The sequence below is a fragment of the Mycobacterium sp. ST-F2 genome (genome assembly GCF_001905655.1).
Taxonomy (GTDB): domain Bacteria; phylum Actinomycetota; class Actinomycetes; order Mycobacteriales; family Mycobacteriaceae; genus Mycobacterium.
Map to the genome: position 1 here is coordinate 47,451 of NZ_JMHT01000037.1, position 16,162 is coordinate 63,612.

Sequence of the window (16,162 nt, forward strand, 5' to 3'; positions counted from 1 at the left end):
GGCCTGTCGGTGGTTGACCTCGGAACCTGCCGCTACAGTGCATGGCGTGACCCGCAGACAGGTGAAGACCGCCGCCGCGACCGTGCTTGCCGCGGCCATGATTCCGGCGATGTCCGCCTGCTCGGACGACGGCAACGCCAGCGGGGCACCGGCCGGTGGTCCGTCGGGCCCGTCGGCGGCGGGGCCGGCCAAGCACGGCCCGATGTTCCCCGTGTGTGGCGGCGTCAGTGACCAGACCGTGGCGCAGCTGACCCAGGTCCCCGGCCTGGTCAACACCGCGAAGAACTCCGTCGGCTGCCAGTGGCTGGTCAACGGCGGCATCCTCGGTCCGCACTTCTCGTTCACCTGGTACCGGGGCAGCCCGATCGGCCGTGAGCGCAAGACCGAGGAACGGACGCGAGCCGACGTCAACGACATCAACATCAACGGCCATCCCGGTTTCGTGGCCCTCGGCGAGGACCCGATGATCGGCAAGAGCCTGTGTGAGGTCGGCATCCAGTTCGACGACGACTTCATCGAATGGTCCATCAGCTTCTCCCAGAAGCCGTTCCCCGATCCGTGCGACATCGCGAAGGAACTGGCCCGGCAATCGATTGCGAACGCGAAATGACACAGCGAAAACTGGCTGGAGCAGTCGTCGTGATGTCGGCGTTGGCACTTGTTGGCTGCGCACGGTCGGTCGAGGGCACCGCGATGAAGGAAGGCGCCGGCGGCGGCAGTGAGCACTCGGCGGAGTCGTATCCGAACCTGCTCAAAGAGTGCGACGTGCTGACCAACGACGTGCTGGCCAAGACGGTCGGCGCGGACCCGCTGGACATCCAGAGCACCTTCGTGGGCGCGGTGTGCCGGTGGCAGGCGCTGAACCAGACGGCCGGCCTCATCGACATCACCCGGTTCTGGTATGAGCAGGGCAGCCTCGACGAGGAAACCAAGGTCGCCAAGCACCTCAACTACAAGTACGAGAACAAGGCGATCGCCGGTGTGAAGTCGATCATCATGCACCCGAACGACCCCAACGGTTCGTGCGGTGTGGCGAGCGACGCGGCCGGTGTCGTGGGCTGGTGGGTCAACCCGCAGGGCCCGGGCGCGGATGCCTGCGGCATGGCCACCAAGCTGATGGAGCTGACGCTCGCGACCAACTCCTAACGGGGTATGTGGAACTGCGCCAGCGTGGCGCTGCGCAGTTCCAGCTGCGACCAGGGCCGGTCGGTGTGCAGAACCGCGATCGCGGACGTCGGGTACTTCATCGCGATCTGGCCGGCGGCGTCGGCGTCGCTCGTGTCGAGCGACGCCAGACTCAGCGCGAGCGATGACATCACCGGCTCGTGGCCGATCAGCAGCACCGTGTTCGCGTCCTCCGGTGCGCCGTTGATGACGTCGATGGCGATGCCTGCCGTCGCATCGTAGAGGCGGTCGACGTACGTCACGGGTGCGGTGATCCCGGTGCGGGCGAGGGTCTGCCGGGTTCGGGTGGCGGTCGAGCACAACACGGCGTCGACGGCCGGCAGGTGCTCCCGGATCCAGTCCCCGGCGAGCGCGGCTTCGCGGATGCCACGTTTGGCCAGCGGCCGCTCGTGGTCGGCGACCCCGTAGGGGTAGTCGGACTTGGCGTGCCGCAGCAGGATCAGCGTTCGGGTTCCCACCCGCCCACCGTAGATCCCCGGAGTTGTCGGTGTCCGGTTTTACACTCGCCGCAGGACATTTCGAACAGCAGAAGAAAGGGGACGCCGAGATGCGTTTCGTGCACACCGCCGACTGGCAGCTCGGCATGACCCGGCATTTCCTGAACGGTGAGGCGCAGCCGCGCTATTCGGCTGCCCGCCGCGACGCGGTGGCGCGCCTCGGTGCGCTGTGCGCCGAGGTCGGTGCGGAGTTCGTCGTCGTGGCGGGGGATGTCTTCGAGCACAACCAGCTGGACCCGCGTGAGGTCAGCCTGTCGCTGGAAGCCATGCGCGCCATCAAGGTTCCGGTGTTCCTGTTGCCCGGTAATCACGATCCGCTGGATCCGTCGTCGGTGTACACCAGCGCGCTGTTCCTGGCCGAATGCCCGTCCAACGTCACGGTGCTCGACGGTGTGCACGAGCTGCGCCCGGGCGTCCAGATCATCGGCGCCCCATGGCGCTCGAAGGCGCCCACCACGGACCTGACGGGCGACGTGGTCGGCGGCCTGCCCGCCGATGGCGTCACCCGAATTGTCGTGGGCCACGGTGGGGTTGACGTCCTGGACCCCGACCCGACCAAGCCGTCGCTGATCCGGCTCGACACCGTGGAGGCCGCGGTGCGCCGCGGCGCGGTCCACTACGTGGCGTTGGGGGACAAGCACTCTCGCACCGAGGTGGGCAGCACCGGCCGGGTCTGGTACTCGGGTGCGCCGGAAGTCACCAATTACGATGACATCGAAGCGGATTCGGGTCACGTGCTGGTGGTGGACCTCGACGACGAGGATCAGACCGTGACGGTGCAGGCCCGTCACGTGGGCCGGTGGCGGTTCGTCACCCTGCGCCGGATCGTGGACACCAACCGTGACATCGCCGATCTGGACCTGAATCTCGACGGTCTGCCGGACAAGGAGCGCACCGTCGTCCGGCTCGCGCTGACCGGGTCGCTGACCATCTCCGACAAAGCCGATCTCGACGTCCGCCTCGATCGCTACGCGCGGCTGTTCGCCGCACTGACCACCTGGGAACGGCACACCGATCTCGTAGTGGTCCCGGCCGACGGCGAATTCGACGACCTGGGTATCGGCGGCTTCGCCGCGGCGGCGGTCGACGAACTGGTCGGCACCGCGCGCTCTGCGGGGGACGGCGCCGACGACGCGCAGGCGGCCCTCGCGCTGCTGCTGCGCCTCGTCGATCGGGGGACCGCGGCATGAAACTGCACCGCATGGTCCTGACCAACTACCGCGGAATCACGCACCGGGAGATCGACTTTCCCGATCGCGGCGTGGTGGTGGTTGCCGGCGCCAACGAGATCGGCAAGTCCTCCATGATCGAGGCGCTCGATCTGCTGCTGGAGTCCAAGGACCGCTCGACCAAGAAAGAGGTCAAGCAGGTCAAGCCGACTCACGCTGATGTCGGAGCCGAGGTGACCGCCGAAATCTCCACCGGCCCTTACCGGTTCGAGTACTACAAGCGCTTCCACAAGAAGGCCGAGACCCGGCTGACCATCCTCGCGCCGCGGCGCGAGCAGCTCACCGGCGAGGAGGCGCACAACCGGGTGCGGGCCATGCTCGACGAGACCGTCGACACCGAACTGTGGCGGGCCCAGCGCGTCCTGCAGTCGGCGGCCACGGTCCCGGTCGATTTGGCGGGGTGCGATGCCCTGGCCCGGGCCCTCGATGTCGCGGCCGGGCAGGCCGGCGCGCTGGAGGGCGCGCTGTCGGGGAACGAGCCGTTGCTGGTCGATCGGATCGACGGCGAGTATCTGAAGTACTTCACCCAGACCGGCCGCCCCACCGGTGTGTGGGCCGAGGCCATCAAAGGCCTGAAGGCCGCGCAGGCCGAGGTCGCGACGCGTATCGCAGCGGTGGCGGAGGTCGACGAGGCGGTCCGCCGGCACGGTGAGCTGACCACGGAATTGGCCACGGCCACTGAGCAATTGGATGCCGCGGAGGTCCGGCTGGTCGCGGCCCGTGAGGCAGCCGGTGCCGTGGCCCGAATCCGTGACGAGCTGGGACAGGCGCGTGTGCAGGCCCAGGCCGCGGTGGCGACGGCGACGGCCGGACGAAGCGCGCTGGACGAGCGGCAGCGGCTGCAGGCCGATGTCGAGCAGCGGACCGGCAGTATCGGCGCACTGACTGCCGCCGCCGAGCAGGCCGGACAGCAGCAGCTGGTCGCGGTCGAGTTCCAGAAGACCGCCGATACCGCTGTGGCGGTCGCGCGGTCCGTGGTCGACGCCGGCCGCGCACGCCTCGATGCGGCCCGGCGGGTGGTGGACCAACTGTCGCAGCGTGCCGAGGCTGATCGACTGGCCGGGCAACTGGACCGGGTGCAGGCTGCCTCCCGCGAACTGGCCGGCGTCGTCGAGCAGCTGGCCAAGGTCACCCTCACCCATGCCGGCATGCGTGCCATCGAAACGGCTGCGGCAGCTGTCGACCGTGCGGCCGCGGCAGCTGAACTCGCCTCGGCCCGAATCGAATTGGTTGCGCAGAGCAACATGCAGCTGCGGGTCGGCGACGAGGAGGTGACGTTGTCGGCCGGAGCGGAGTGGGCGTCCAGCGTGGGTGGCCGGACCGATATCGAGCTTCCCGGCCTGCTGACCGTACGGGTGCTGCCCGGCACGCCGGCGGCGGACACCAGCGCGGTTCTCGACGCCGCGCGCAGCGCGCTGGCGGCGGCACTGCAGCCGCACGGGGTGGCCGACGTGGAGGCGGCGCGGGCACTGGATGCCCGGCGGCGCGAACTCGAGGCGGAGCGGGACCGGCTGAACGTCACCCTGCAGACCCTGCTGGGCTCCGACACTGTCGAGGTCTTGACGACGCGGCTCGCGGGGCTGCGGGAACAGGTCGGCGACACCGGTCCCATCGATGTGGGCGCGGCTCGGGCGGAATTGGAGGCTGCCGATGCCGAACAGCGCCGTGCCGCAGCCGATTACGAGCAGTGCCGCGATGCCGCCACCGCGGCGGCCGGTGCGGCGGCGTCCGCGCTGACCGCGGCGACGGTTGCCCGCGAGAAGGTCACCGCGGCGACGGCCGCGCTCGCCGAGACCACCGAGCGGCTGGCCCGGCAGCGTGAATTCGAAGACGACGCGGCCCTGACACAGCGCGTCGCGACCTTGGCGGAGCAGGCTGCCGCCGCCACCGCCCGCGAACAGGAACTCGCGGCCGCGCTGGCGGCCACCACTCCCGACGTCGTCGACGCGGAACTGGCTGCGGCCACCGCGGATTCGACCCGGATCGCCACCCGCCGCCGCGAACTCGACGACCAATTGCGGGACGTGGCAGCGCAATTGAAGGTGTACGGGACGCAGGGTCGGCAGAGCCAGTTGGATGCCGCCGAGGTCGCGTTGCGGCACGCGGAGTCCGAGCACGCCGCGGTGGGCCGTCGGGCCCGGGCCGCTGAGCTGCTGCGCTCGGTGATGGGCCGGCATCGCGACCAGGCTCGCCAACGGTATGTCGAGCCGTTCCGGACTGAAGTGGAACGCCTGGGGCGCATCGTGTTCGGCGACAGTTTCGCCGTCGAGGTCGACAGCGACCTGCGGATCTGCAGCCGCACCGTCGCGGGGACCACCGTGCCGTACGAGTCCCTGTCCGGTGGGGCCAAGGAACAGCTGGGCATCGTGGCCCGGCTCGCCGGTGCGGCGCTGGTGGCCAAGGAGGACAGCGTCCCGGTGATCATCGACGACGCACTGGGTTTCACCGATGCCGGCCGGCTGGCCCGGATGGGTGAAGTGTTCGACGCCGTCGGCGGCGACGGTCAGGTGATCGTATTGACCTGCAGCCCCGAGCGTTACGCCGGCGTCGGTGACGCAACCCGAATCGAGCTCACCGCCTGACGGTTGCTGTGACTGATGAATCGCTGGAAAGGTCACACCGGCGCGTGACAGACTGCGGCGGTGATCGCTGATTTCATCGTCGTAGGGACCGGCTCGGCCGGTGCGGTGCTGGCTGATCGACTGAGCGCCGACGGCGCCTCGCAGGTGGTGGTACTGGAGGCCGGAGGCGCCGACAAGAACCAGTTCATCCACATCCCGGCGGCCTTCTCGAAGCTGTTCCGCGGCGAATTCGACTGGAACTACTCGACCGAGCCGCAGCCCGAGCTCGCCGACCGCGAAATCTACTGGCCGCGCGGCAAGACCCTGGGCGGCTCGTCGTCGATGAACGCCATGATGTGGGTGCGCGGCATGGCCGCCGACTACGACGAGTGGGGTGAGCTCGCCGGGGAAGAGTGGTCGTACGCGGCGGTCGAGAAGTACTTCGACCGCATCGAGGCGGGGCCGCTGGTGCTCAGCCCGCAGCGCAGCCCGCGCAGCATCACGGCGGCGTGGCTCGAGGCGGCCCGGCAGTGCGGCCACGAGGGATTCGTCGAGACCACGGTCTGTCAGCGCCGCGGCGCGCGCTGGAGCACCGCGGACGCCTATCTGCGGCCGGCGCTGAAGCGTTCCAACCTGCATCTGCGTACCGGTGCCACCGCAACCCGTGTCCTGATCGAGGACGGCCGGGCCGTCGGCGTCGAGTACGAGGCGGACGGCCGTCGTCAGATCATCCACGCGCGCCGCGAGGTGATCCTCAGCGGCGGCGCGATCAACAGCCCGCAGCTGCTGATGCTGTCCGGCATCGGTCCGCGCGAACACCTGGCCGAGCACGGCATCGACGTCGTCTATGACTCCCCTGGGGTAGGGCAGAACCTGTTGGACCACCTGGTGGTGCTGCTCGGGTTCGACGCCAACTGCGAGACGCTGATCGGTGCCGAAAAGCCGCTGCAACTGCTCAACTACCTGACCCGCCGCCGCGGCATGCTGACGTCGAATGTCGGGGAGGCATACGGCTTCGTGCGCAGCAACCCGGAGCTCGAGCAGCCCGACGTCGAGCTGATCTTCGCGCCCGCGCCGTTCTACGACGAAGGCATCGGCGAGCCGTATCCGCGCGAAGCGGTGGCGATGGGGCCGATCCTGGTGAAGCCCAAGAGCACCGGCACCATCCGGCTGGCCTCGGCCGATCCGCTGGCCAAGCCGATCATCGATCCGCGCTACCTGTCCGACCCGGAGGGCGCCGACCGCAAAGCACTGCTCGCGGGCCTGCGGATGATGGCCGACATCTGTCAGGCGCCGGCGCTCAAAGGTCTGCTCGGGGACATCGCCCGCCCGGTCGGCGCGCACGATCTCGACGACCGAACCTTGGAGCTGGCCCTGGCCACCACCTCACACACGCTGTATCACCCGACCACCACGTGCCGGATGGGCACTGACGAGGCCAGCGTGGTCGACCCGCAGCTCCGCGTACGTGGTGTCGCGGGACTGCGGGTCGCCGACGCGTCGGTGATGCCGACCATCGTCCGGGGCCATACCCACGCCCCGAGCGTGCTGATCGGTGAGAAGGCCGCTGACCTCATCACCGCCGGAGGTCAGAAATAGGCGTTGGCAGGAATTGCGGTGCCGTGCAGCAGGTTCTGCCCGACCACCCGGGCCTTGTAGCCGACCGGATTGTGCAGCGTGATGGTGCGGATATTGCGCCAGTGCCGGTCGAGGTTGCGCTGCCGGCTGGCCGCGCTGGCGCCTCCGAGCTCCAGGAGCTTGGTGGCGGCGCGCGGCGCGATGTCGTCCAGGTGCACCTTCACCTTGGCTGCCTGCAGCTGGGCCTCGGCGGTCAGTTCGGCGTCGGGCACACCGTCCGGACCGGTCGAATCGATGGCGGCCCCGATCGCCGCCGCCGCATCCAGCACCGCGGCCCGGGCGATGTAGGCGGAGCTGGCCAGTTCGCCGAGCTGGCGCTGCAGCAAGGGGTCGTCGGTCGGTGAGGCCGCGGAGGCATGGCTGAAGCTGCGCTCGCGGGACCGCAGGAGCGCAATACCGTCGTCGACGATGTTCTCGAGAATTCCGGCGACCACGGCGTGGATGTACAGCTGCAACAGGGTGTACTGCACCGAGGGCACGGGCTCGGCGTCATACCGCGTGTCCGAGAGCACCTCGTCGGGCAGCACCGTCACGTCCCGGAAACGGGTGGTGCCGGTGCCGGTCCGGCGCTGGCCGAAACCGTCCCAGTCGTCGATGATCTCCACGCCCGCTCGCTCGGCCGGCACGATGACGATCGCCACCGAATCATGATCGGTGGTCGCTGTCACGGTCAGGTAGTCCGAGAACAAGGTTCCGGTGCTGTAGAACTTCTCGCCGGTCAAGGTGAAACCGCCGTCGTGGCCCGGCGTCAAGCGGGTGTTGAACACGAGGCTGCCCACCGCGTGGGAGCCCTTCTCACTGAACGCGTTGCCGAACACCTTGCCGGCGGCGACCTTTTCCAGCCAGGCCCGGGACCCGGGCTGGTCCAGGGTGCGCAGCCGCTCCTCGACGAACCAGAAATGTGTGCGGAAGATGTGTGCCACCACCGGATCGGCGCGGGCGACGTCGATCACGGCGGAAAACAGTTGCGGCACTGTGAGCCCGGCTCCGCCCAGTTCTGGAGGCAGGCGCAGGGTGCCGAATCCGGCGCGCTTGAGTGCGGCCACCTGGTCGAAGGGATTCACGTCGTCCAGATCGCGGTCTTTGGCGCCCGCTGCGATGTCGGCCAGCAGGTCGGTCCACGTTGTCGTGTCGGGGAGGTCGAGGATGGTCATGTCCCAGTTCTACGGACCAGCACCGTCACAGGCACTGCTTACGCTCGCGCCGAACCGAACGCGGCAGAATGAGTGTCGATGACCATGAACGCCAAACGCCGCAAGGCGCACGACAAGCTCGCGGCGCTGCCGGGGGTCCGGTCGGTACGGCGACCGGTCCGATCAAGTGGCGCAGAGGAATTCGATCTGTACTACGTGCGGACCGGACCGCTGAGCGAGCATCCGCTGGTGATCATTCCCGGCGGGCCGGGTGCGGCGTCCATCGGGCACTACCGCAATTTGCGCCGCCGGGCGACGGCCGCCGGTCTGGACGTCATCATGGTCGAGCACCGCGGCGTGGGCATGTCGCGACACGACGACGCCGGCGCCGATCTACCCGCTGAGGCGCTGACCATCGAGGCCGCGGTCGACGACATCGCGGCGGTGCTGGACGACGCCGGGGTGCAATCCGCGGTTGTCTATGGCACGTCCTACGGCAGCTACCTGGCCGCGGGTGTCGGGGTGCGCCATCCCGATCGAGTGCATGCCATGGTGCTTGACTCGCCGCTGCTGTGTGCCGACGACATCGACGCGGTGCGCGACGCCACCCGGGCGGCGTTCTGGGACGGCACGGCACCGTCGACCGAGGGCCTCGCCAGCCGCATGCGTGGTTTGGCCGAGGACGGCAAGTTGACGCCGTGGGTGGTGCAACTGGCGGCCGGGTTGTACGGTCTGGTCGGCCCCGAGGTGCTGGAGCAGCAGCTCGAACTGCTGCTGACCGGGCGGGGCCTGCTGTGGCACGCCATCGGACACAGCACCAAGTTGCTCTTCGAGAGCAAGACGCCGTACCGGCACGAACCGGATCTGGTCGAGCACATCGGCTATCAGGAGCTCAACTATGCCCCCGAGCCCGACGGCCTGCCGATCGACCCGGCGCTGGCGTACCGCGAATCTGCCACCGGTGACCCGGATTTCGTCGCGGAGCCCTTCGACCTGGTGGCCGCGATGCCGGGATTCGACTGGCCCACTGTCGTGATCTCCGGTGGCCGGGACCTGATCACCCCACCGGCCATTGCACAGCGGGTGGCTGAGTTGATTCCCGGTGCCGCACTGGTGGAACTACCCAGCGCGGGCCACAGCGTGCTCGACATGCGCGAGGGCTCGGCCCTGACCATCGCGGCCGCGGTGTGTGCCGGCGACTACGCCGGATTGCCGGACCGGGCAACAGAATTGGACAACGCACCGCTGGATTTCACGGTGCGCCTGATGGTTCGGGGTATCACGACGGCCGCGGCCGCGGAGTCGTTGGTTCCCGCCGCGCTGCCGCGGGCCATCCGGCAGCTCAGGACTTGGTGAACCCGATCGTCATGTAGTTCAGGTCGCCCAGACCCGCAGCTCCGAAGTTCGCCAAAGTGCTTCGGACCGCGACGTTTCCGGCTGACTGGGCAAGAGGGAGATTGAACGTCTCGGCCCAGAGCAGGCGATCCAGCTGATTGGCCAGTGCTTGTGCCCTGGTGGGATCGAGTTCGTCGAGGGTCTGCTCGATCTTGGCATCGATCTCAGGCGTGCCGATCTTGCCGAAGTTGCTCTCGCCGCCCGAAGCATAGATCTGGGTCAGACCACTCAAGGGGAAGGCATCGCCCTGCCAGGCGAAGGCGGCGATGTCGAAGTTACTGGGAATGATGTACTGGCTGAAGAAGTCTGCGCCGGAGGACACCACGAGTTCCAGCTTGACGCCGATATCGGCGAGGGTCTTCTGCGTGATCTGCCCGATTTGCCGGCCGCTCGGGGCGTCATAGAAGACGATCCGAACGTTCAACGGCTTGCCGTCCTTCTCCCGCACCGAGCGGCCGGCAGGCAGCTTCCAGCCCAGGGAGTCGAGCTCGCGCCGTGCCGCTTCCGGGTCGAAAGGTGTTCCGCTGCTGTTGTTCTGGTAGCCCGCCTGCCCCGCGACGTAGATGTGGTTGTTCAGCGGTACCGGGTTCTCCACCAGACCGTGCTGGAGCACGGTGACGATGGTCTTTCGGTCGATGCCCATGGCGACAGCGTGCCGCACTGCCGGATCGGCGAGGATCGAACCGGGCGCGCCGTTGAAGGTCAGGTGCGACCACGTGGGCCCGGGTGCGGTGCGGATGTCGACGCCCTTGGCGCGGCGGGCCAGCACCATGTCATCGAGCGAGCCGAGCCCGGTGGCGTCGATGGCGTTGTTCTGCAACGCCGGGATACGGGCCGCATCGTCGAGCACCAGGTAGGTGATGCTGTCCAGCAGCGGCCGGGCGCCCCACCATTTCGGGTTGCGGGTCAAGGTGATTCGCTGCGCGCCGCGGTCGACGTTCGAGATGACGAACGGGCCGGCCGACGGCCCGGGCTTGGCCAGCTGCCCCTTGTTGAACATTTCCGGGTCGGCCGTCGAGACCTTGGGCAGCAGCATGCCATTGCCCGCGAACATGCCGCGCCAGTCGGCGTAGGGGCGCGCGAACGTCATGACGGCCTGGCGGTCGTCGACGCCGCGGGTCACCGAGGCCACCCGCTCGCTGCCGTTGGGGCTGGCGATCTGGAACCGGGGGTCCTTGCCGGTCGTGGCGGTGACCTGTGAGGCAATGTCTTGCCAGGTGATGGGGGAGCCGTCGCTCCACACCGCCTTGGGGTTGATGGTGTAGGTGACCACCTGAGGGTTGGTGCCGGTCAGCTGGATGTCGGTGAAGTAGTCGTGGTTGACGGTCGTGGAACCGTCGGGGCCGACGATGAAGGCCCGCGGCAGGGTGGGTCGCAGAACCGAGGCAGTGTCGACGGTGTTGCCGTCGATGTTCAGGGGGTTGAAGTTGTCCGGGAACGCGGTCAGCGCCAGGCGCAGATTGCCACCGTCCTTCAGGGTGGCCGGGTCTCGGGGATTGAGGTCGTTCGCCGCACCGACTTTCGGCGCACCGGCGCTGGATCCGCGGTACTCGCTCGAGCAGCCGCTGATGGTGACGACCAGCGCGAGACTGGCCATGACGGCCATCAGCACCATCAGCAACCGACTCCGACGCGAATCCATCATTCACCTCCCGGCTGCGGCACGGCATTGAGCAACCGCTGGGTGTAGGGGTCCTGTGGATCGCCGAAAACCTTTGCGGCATCGCCCTGTTCGACGACGGCGCCCTTGTACATCACGGCCACCGTATGGGCCAGATGCCGGACCACCGAAAGATCGTGCGAGACAAACAGATACGACAGGTCGAAACGCTGCTGCAGGTCCAGCAGCAGGTTGATGATGCCGGCCTGGATCGAGACGTCCAGCGCCGACACCGGCTCGTCGAGCGCCAGAATCCTGGGTTGCCGCGCCAGCGCGCGGGCGATGCCGATGCGCTGCTTCTGGCCGCCGGAGAACTCGGCGGGGTAGCGGGCGGCGTCCTCGTGCCGGAGGCCCACGATGCCGAGCAGCTCGGCGACGCGATCGTCGATGCGGTTTTTGTCGAAGCCGCCGGCCCGCAGCGGTTCGGACAGGACATCGAACACCGGCAGCCGCGGGTCGAGTGCTGCTACCGGGTCCTGGAACACCACCTGCAGTTCGCCGCGGAGTTCGCGCCGGGTTTCGCGGTTCAGGCCGGCCACGTCATGTCCGAGGACGGTGATCGAACCCGATTGCGGCGCGGTCAGATTCAGTATCTGATGCAGCGTGGTGGTCTTGCCGGAACCGGATTCGCCGACGATGCCGAGGGTGCGGCCCTGCTGCAGCTGAAGACTGACGCGGTCGACGGCACGCAGCTCGCCGACCCGGCGCCGGAGCATGCCGCCGGTGAGCTTGTAGGTCTTCACCAGGTCGGTCACCGTCAGCACGACGGGGGCGTCCGGGGCGTCTGCCGGTGCCGATTCGGGCTCCGTTGCCACTCCGTAGATTTCGGCGGCACTGCGGCCCGTGACCTGGTCGGTGTGGATGCACGCGACGGCGTGGTCCGGCCCGACCTCCAGCAGTGCCGGTTCGGCCGCCCGGCAGTCGTCGTCGGCCAGCGGGCAGCGCGGCGCGAACGGGCAGCCGGGCGCGAGGTTGACCATCGAGGGTGGTGAGCCGGGGATCGGCACCAGCCGCGACCCCTGCGGCGCGTCGAGCCGCGGCACCGACCCGAGCAGGCCGACGGTGTAGGGCATCACCCGGTCGCGGTACAGGTTCGGCACCGGCGCGGTCTCCACGGTGCGGCCGGCGTACATCACCATTGCGCGGTCGGCGAATTCGGCGACGACGCCGAGGTCGTGCGTGATCATCAGCACCCCGGCGCCGGTGACGTCGCGGGCGGTGCGCAGCACGTCGAGGATCTGCGCCTGCACGGTGACGTCGAGTGCCGTGGTGGGTTCGTCGCAGATGATGAGGTCGGGGTCGTTGGCGATGGCCGTGGCGATGACGACGCGTTGCCGCTCCCCACCGGACAGCTCGTGCGGAAACGCCTTCGCGCGGGCCGCGGGCTGCTTGATGCCGACCAGCTCCAGAAGCTCGACCGCCCGGGCCCGGGCGGCGCGCCGGTCGACCGAACGGTTGTGCACGCGAAGCGCTTCGGCGATCTGGTCCCCGACGGTGTACACCGGGGTGAGGGCCGACATCGGGTCCTGGAACACCGTGCCGATCACGCGGCCGCGCACCTGTGACATCGCGGCGTCGTCGAGCCCGATCAGCTGCTTGCCCTGAAGTTTCACCGAGCCCGTCACCTCGGCGTGTTCGGGCAACAGACCCACGACCGCCATGGCCGTGGCCGATTTACCGGCACCGGATTCGCCGACCAGCGCCAGCACCTCACCGGGGGCGATGTGAAAGTTCATGCCCCGCACCGCCGAGACATTTTCCTCGCCGGCCTGGAAGCTCACGGTGAGGTCGTGGACCTCGAGCAGCGGTGTACTCATCGCTTCACCGCGTTGCGTCCATGAAGCCGGTGAGGCCGACGCGGCCGTGACGAGGGATCGAGTGCATCACGCAGCCCGTCACCGATCAAGTTGGCGCACAGCACGATCAGCACCAGTACCCCGGCCGGGAACAGGAACACCCAGGGAAACGTGGTGACCGACGGGGTGCCGTCGGCGATCAGCGTGCCCAGGGACACGTCGGGCGGCTGGATGCCGAAACCCAGGTAACTCAAACCGGTCTCGGCCAGGATGGCGATGCCGACGTTGAGCGTGGTATCGATGATCAGGATCGACGCCACGTTCGGCACGATGTGCCGCGCGATGATCCGGGCATCGCTGACCCCCATATACCGTGCCGCCGTGACGAACTCGCGTTCGCGCAGGCTCATCGTCAGGCCGCGCACCATGCGTGAGCTGACCATCCAGGAGAACAGCGCCAGGAGCACTACGAGCCACAGCACCGTGCTCTGATGCTTGATGCGGGGCGTCACGATCGCGATCAGGATGAAGCCCGGGATCACCAACAGCAGGTCCACGATCCACATCAGCACCCGGTCCCGCCAGCCGCCGAAGTAGCCGGCGATCGAACCGACCGTGGCGGCGATGACCGTGGCGATCACGGCCACGCAGACCCCGATCAGCATCGACTTCTGCATACCGCGCAGCGTCTGTGCGAGCACATCCTGCCCAAGGGCATTGGTGCCGAACAGGTGTCGGCCGTCCGGTGGCTGCAGCAGGGCGTTGAAGTCCATGTCTGTGTAGGTGTACGGGAGCAGCGGCGGCAGCGCGTAGCAGCCCAGGAAGAGTAGGCACAACGCACATAGCGCTACCACCGCAGGGCGATTCCGCACGAACCGCCGCGCCACCAGCGTGCGGCGCGAGGCGAATCGGGCGCGGGGCAACCCGAACTGGATGCTCATGAGACCCGCACCCGCGGGTCGAGCGCGGCGTAGATGACGTCGGACAACAGGCCGCCGAGCAGGATCGTGGTTCCGGAGAACAACGTGAAGGCAGCGACGATGTTGGCGTCCTGGCTGTTGATGCCCTGCACCAGCCATTCACCCATGCCGTGCCAACCGAAGATCTTCTCGACGAACACCGCGCCGGTCACCAGGCCGGCGACCCCGTAGGCGAACAGTGTGGCCATCGGGATCAGTGCGGTCCGCAGGCCGTGTTTGAACAACGCCTGGCGCCGGGTCAGGCCCTTGGCGCGGGCGGTGCGGATGAAGTCCTGGCCGAGCACGTCGAGCATCGCGTTGCGCTGGTAGCGGCTGTAGCCGGCGATGGCGCCCAGCGCCAACGTCGTCGTGGGCAGCACCAGGTGTTGCAGTCGGTCGACGAATCCGTGCCAGCCGCCCTCGGCGAACGGCGACGTCTCGCCCGTGTACTGGAACAGCTGGAAGCCCAGCACCTCGTTGACCCCGAGCGCGCCGAGAATCAGGAGGTTGGCGATGACGAACGTCGGGGCGCTGAGGATCAGCAGGGCCAGCACGGTGATGGTCCGGTCGGAGAGCCGGTATTGCCGGACGGCGCCCCACGCCCCGACGATCACGCCGATGATGCTGCCCAGGATCGATCCGATGGCCACCAGTCGCAGGCTGGTCCACACCCGTCGTCCCAACTCTTCTGAAACGGGTTGTCCGGTAACGGTTTTTCCGAAGTCCCCGCGCACTGCGCCGGACACCCAGTTGCCGTAGCGCGGCAGGAGGGTCTTGTCGAGGCCCAGGTCGTGTGCTTTGGCGTCGATGACCGATTGCGGTGGCCGGGGGTTGCGCTGCAACAGGCTGTCCAGCGGGTGAAAGGTCACCGACGTCAATGCGAAGGTCAGGAACGTCGCCAGCGTCAACAGAATCACGTAGTTGAGCAGTCGGCGGAGCAGGAACCGCGTCATGGGCCGCTCGCTGGAATCCGCATGCGCACAGGTTAAGAGATCCCGGCGCACTCGTGCGGGATTGGCGCCCGATGGCCGCGGCCGCCTTGTGCCCGAGCCGGTGACCTGGCAGTTCTGGCTCGGTGGAATACCTGACAGCGGGGGCGACTTGGAACACATGAGCAGGCCGCGCGCCCCAACGGTGTGGCGAAGCGTGGCAGATTCGCGTCTACAGGGGAGACCCGCGATGAGTCATTCCAAGAAGTCTGAAATCAACAAGAAGTGGGCCGTCGGCGTTATCGCCGGAAGCATGGCTGTCGGTGTCACGACCGTGGTGCTCGTCGGAGCGCAGGCGCACTCTGTGCAATCGACATCGGCCAACGGAACCTCCGTCAGTTCAGTTGTCAGCAGCGCCGGCCGCGGGCCGATCATCAGCGCCGCGCCGTCGATCACCGGGCCCGCTCCGCTGTACCCGGGGCAGGACCCGGGCTGATGAGTTTCGCGGCGGGGGCGTTCATCACCCCGGCGGCCCAACTCTCCTGAAACCCGTTGCCTGGTCATGGTTTTCCGAAGTCCTGCTGCACGGACGCCGAGTTGCCGTGGCGCGGCAGGGGGTGTCGAGGCCTGAATCGGGTGCTTTGGCGTCGATGACCAGCTTGAGCGGTGTTGGCGAACTGCCAGAACCAGTCCAGCGGCCTCTCAGATGGGCGAGAGGGCGTTGGTGAACTGGCAGAGCCAGTCCAGCGCACTGTCAGAGTGGCGCGGTTGACTCGAAGTGTATGACCAGCCGCGCGAACAAGTGCGCGGGGTAGCGAAGTGGTCCCACGTACACGGGAGGCAAGCCATGAGTCGACCTGAGACATCCGGCATCACCAGGAAATGGGCGATCGGCATCATCGGTGGCAGTGCCGCAATGGGTGCGGCAGCTGTCTGCGCAGGCGTGTTGGCCGGCCCGGCCGAGACGACGAGCGCCGGCAGCACGCTGATCACGACGAGCACGACCGCGCCCGTCACCTTCGCGGCACCGTCGATCACCGGCAAGGCGCCGTTGTACGCGGGGGAGGCCCCTGACTCCAACCCGCAGGGTTGAGGGCTGCGTTTCACAGCCGGCGCATAGATTCGTCACAGTCGCGGCTCACACCGGTGCGAATAATGGAGCTGTGACAGGTCCCAGCAG

Annotated in this window: 14 protein-coding genes; 8 read left to right on the forward strand and 6 right to left on the reverse strand. The window is 68.1% G+C overall.

Annotated elements, in window-relative coordinates:
- The first annotated feature begins 97 nt into the window (after window positions 1–97).
- Both EB75_RS15010 and EB75_RS15015 read left to right on the forward strand, forming a co-directional pair.
- Window positions 98–610 (forward strand): DUF3558 domain-containing protein, encoded by a 513-nt coding sequence (locus EB75_RS15010; protein WP_073696211.1) that lies wholly within the window; start codon window positions 98–100, stop codon window positions 608–610.
- Entirely contained in the window at window positions 607–1,146 is a 540-nt protein-coding gene (locus tag EB75_RS15015) for a DUF3558 domain-containing protein (RefSeq protein WP_073696167.1), read from the forward strand. Before EB75_RS15010 ends, EB75_RS15015 begins: the two co-directional genes overlap by 4 nt.
- Here EB75_RS15015 and EB75_RS15020 read toward each other — a convergent pair.
- Window positions 1,143–1,643 (reverse strand): SixA phosphatase family protein, encoded by a 501-nt coding sequence (locus EB75_RS15020; protein ID WP_073696168.1) that lies wholly within the window; start codon window positions 1,641–1,643, stop codon window positions 1,143–1,145. The genes EB75_RS15015 and EB75_RS15020 overlap by 4 nt on opposite strands.
- A gap of 89 nt (window positions 1,644–1,732) precedes the next feature.
- On the opposite strand from EB75_RS15020, the gene EB75_RS15025 reads away from it, so the two are divergent.
- Genes EB75_RS15025 through EB75_RS15035 form a run of 3 tightly spaced genes read left to right on the forward strand, consistent with a single transcriptional unit; the run spans window position 1,733 to window position 7,071 of the window.
- Window positions 1,733–2,872, forward strand: a complete 1,140-nt coding sequence (locus EB75_RS15025; RefSeq protein WP_073696169.1) for a metallophosphoesterase family protein — start codon at window positions 1,733–1,735, stop codon at window positions 2,870–2,872.
- Window positions 2,869–5,493 (forward strand): AAA family ATPase, encoded by a 2,625-nt coding sequence (locus EB75_RS15030; protein WP_073696170.1) that lies wholly within the window; start codon window positions 2,869–2,871, stop codon window positions 5,491–5,493. Before EB75_RS15025 ends, EB75_RS15030 begins: the two co-directional genes overlap by 4 nt.
- Window positions 5,494–5,553: 60 nt before the next feature.
- Window positions 5,554–7,071 (forward strand): GMC family oxidoreductase, encoded by a 1,518-nt coding sequence (locus EB75_RS15035; RefSeq protein WP_073696171.1) that lies wholly within the window; start codon window positions 5,554–5,556, stop codon window positions 7,069–7,071.
- On the opposite strand, the gene EB75_RS15040 is transcribed toward EB75_RS15035, so the two are convergent.
- Window positions 7,062–8,264 (reverse strand): acyl-CoA dehydrogenase family protein, encoded by a 1,203-nt coding sequence (locus tag EB75_RS15040; protein ID WP_073696172.1) that lies wholly within the window; start codon window positions 8,262–8,264, stop codon window positions 7,062–7,064. The two genes, EB75_RS15035 and EB75_RS15040, sit on opposite strands and share 10 nt — an antisense overlap.
- A 78-nt stretch (window positions 8,265–8,342) precedes the next feature.
- Here EB75_RS15040 and EB75_RS15045 point away from each other — a divergent pair, with 78 nt between their 5' ends.
- Window positions 8,343–9,599, forward strand: coding sequence for an alpha/beta fold hydrolase (locus tag EB75_RS15045; protein ID WP_073696173.1), 1,257 nt, complete (start codon window positions 8,343–8,345; stop codon window positions 9,597–9,599).
- Here the strand turns inward: EB75_RS15045 and EB75_RS15050 are convergent.
- The 4 genes from EB75_RS15050 to EB75_RS15065 are packed head-to-tail and all read right to left on the reverse strand — an operon-like array spanning window position 9,586 to window position 15,006.
- Window positions 9,586–11,283, reverse strand: a complete 1,698-nt coding sequence (locus tag EB75_RS15050; protein WP_142239615.1) for an ABC transporter family substrate-binding protein — start codon at window positions 11,281–11,283, stop codon at window positions 9,586–9,588. The genes EB75_RS15045 and EB75_RS15050 overlap by 14 nt on opposite strands.
- On the reverse strand, window positions 11,280–13,115 hold the full coding sequence (locus tag EB75_RS15055) for a dipeptide ABC transporter ATP-binding protein (RefSeq protein ID WP_073696175.1): 1,836 nt from the start codon (window positions 13,113–13,115) through the stop codon (window positions 11,280–11,282). Before EB75_RS15055 ends, EB75_RS15050 begins: the two co-directional genes overlap by 4 nt.
- Window positions 13,112–14,035, reverse strand: a complete 924-nt coding sequence (locus EB75_RS15060) for an ABC transporter permease (RefSeq protein WP_073696176.1) — start codon at window positions 14,033–14,035, stop codon at window positions 13,112–13,114. The genes EB75_RS15055 and EB75_RS15060 overlap by 4 nt, the downstream gene beginning before the upstream one ends.
- Window positions 14,032–15,006 (reverse strand): ABC transporter permease, encoded by a 975-nt coding sequence (locus EB75_RS15065; RefSeq protein ID WP_073696177.1) that lies wholly within the window; start codon window positions 15,004–15,006, stop codon window positions 14,032–14,034. The genes EB75_RS15060 and EB75_RS15065 overlap by 4 nt, the downstream gene beginning before the upstream one ends.
- Window positions 15,007–15,232: 226 nt before the next feature.
- Between EB75_RS15065 and EB75_RS15070 the strand changes: the two genes are divergently transcribed.
- Together EB75_RS15070 and EB75_RS15075 are read left to right on the forward strand one after the other, a co-directional pair.
- Window positions 15,233–15,478 (forward strand): hypothetical protein, encoded by a 246-nt coding sequence (locus EB75_RS15070; protein WP_073696178.1) that lies wholly within the window; start codon window positions 15,233–15,235, stop codon window positions 15,476–15,478.
- A 351-nt stretch (window positions 15,479–15,829) separates the two neighbouring features.
- A complete protein-coding gene (locus tag EB75_RS15075; RefSeq protein ID WP_073696179.1) occupies window positions 15,830–16,075 on the forward strand; it encodes a hypothetical protein in 246 nt (81 codons plus the stop codon).
- Window positions 16,076–16,162: the final 87 nt, after the last annotated feature.

Bases quoted from the DNA above. Each gene is read 5' to 3' on its own strand.
- EB75_RS15010 (WP_073696211.1), top strand. From the start codon at position 98: ATGATTCCGGCGATGTCCGCCTGCTCGGACGACGGCAACGCCAGCGGG.
- EB75_RS15015 (WP_073696167.1), top strand. From the start codon at position 607: ATGACACAGCGAAAACTGGCTGGAGCAGTCGTCGTGATGTCGGCGTTG.
- EB75_RS15025 (WP_073696169.1), top strand. From the start codon at position 1,733: ATGCGTTTCGTGCACACCGCCGACTGGCAGCTCGGCATGACCCGGCAT.
- EB75_RS15030 (WP_073696170.1), top strand. From the start codon at position 2,869: ATGAAACTGCACCGCATGGTCCTGACCAACTACCGCGGAATCACGCAC.
- EB75_RS15040 (WP_073696172.1), bottom strand. From the start codon at position 8,264: ATGACCATCCTCGACCTCCCCGACACGACAACGTGGACCGACCTGCTG.
- EB75_RS15045 (WP_073696173.1), top strand. From the start codon at position 8,343: ATGACCATGAACGCCAAACGCCGCAAGGCGCACGACAAGCTCGCGGCG.
- EB75_RS15050 (WP_142239615.1), bottom strand. From the start codon at position 11,283: ATGATGGATTCGCGTCGGAGTCGGTTGCTGATGGTGCTGATGGCCGTC.
- EB75_RS15055 (WP_073696175.1), bottom strand. From the start codon at position 13,115: ATGAGTACACCGCTGCTCGAGGTCCACGACCTCACCGTGAGCTTCCAG.
- EB75_RS15060 (WP_073696176.1), bottom strand. From the start codon at position 14,035: ATGAGCATCCAGTTCGGGTTGCCCCGCGCCCGATTCGCCTCGCGCCGC.
- EB75_RS15065 (WP_073696177.1), bottom strand. From the start codon at position 15,006: ATGACGCGGTTCCTGCTCCGCCGACTGCTCAACTACGTGATTCTGTTG.
- EB75_RS15070 (WP_073696178.1), top strand. From the start codon at position 15,233: ATGAGTCATTCCAAGAAGTCTGAAATCAACAAGAAGTGGGCCGTCGGC.
- EB75_RS15075 (WP_073696179.1), top strand. From the start codon at position 15,830: ATGAGTCGACCTGAGACATCCGGCATCACCAGGAAATGGGCGATCGGC.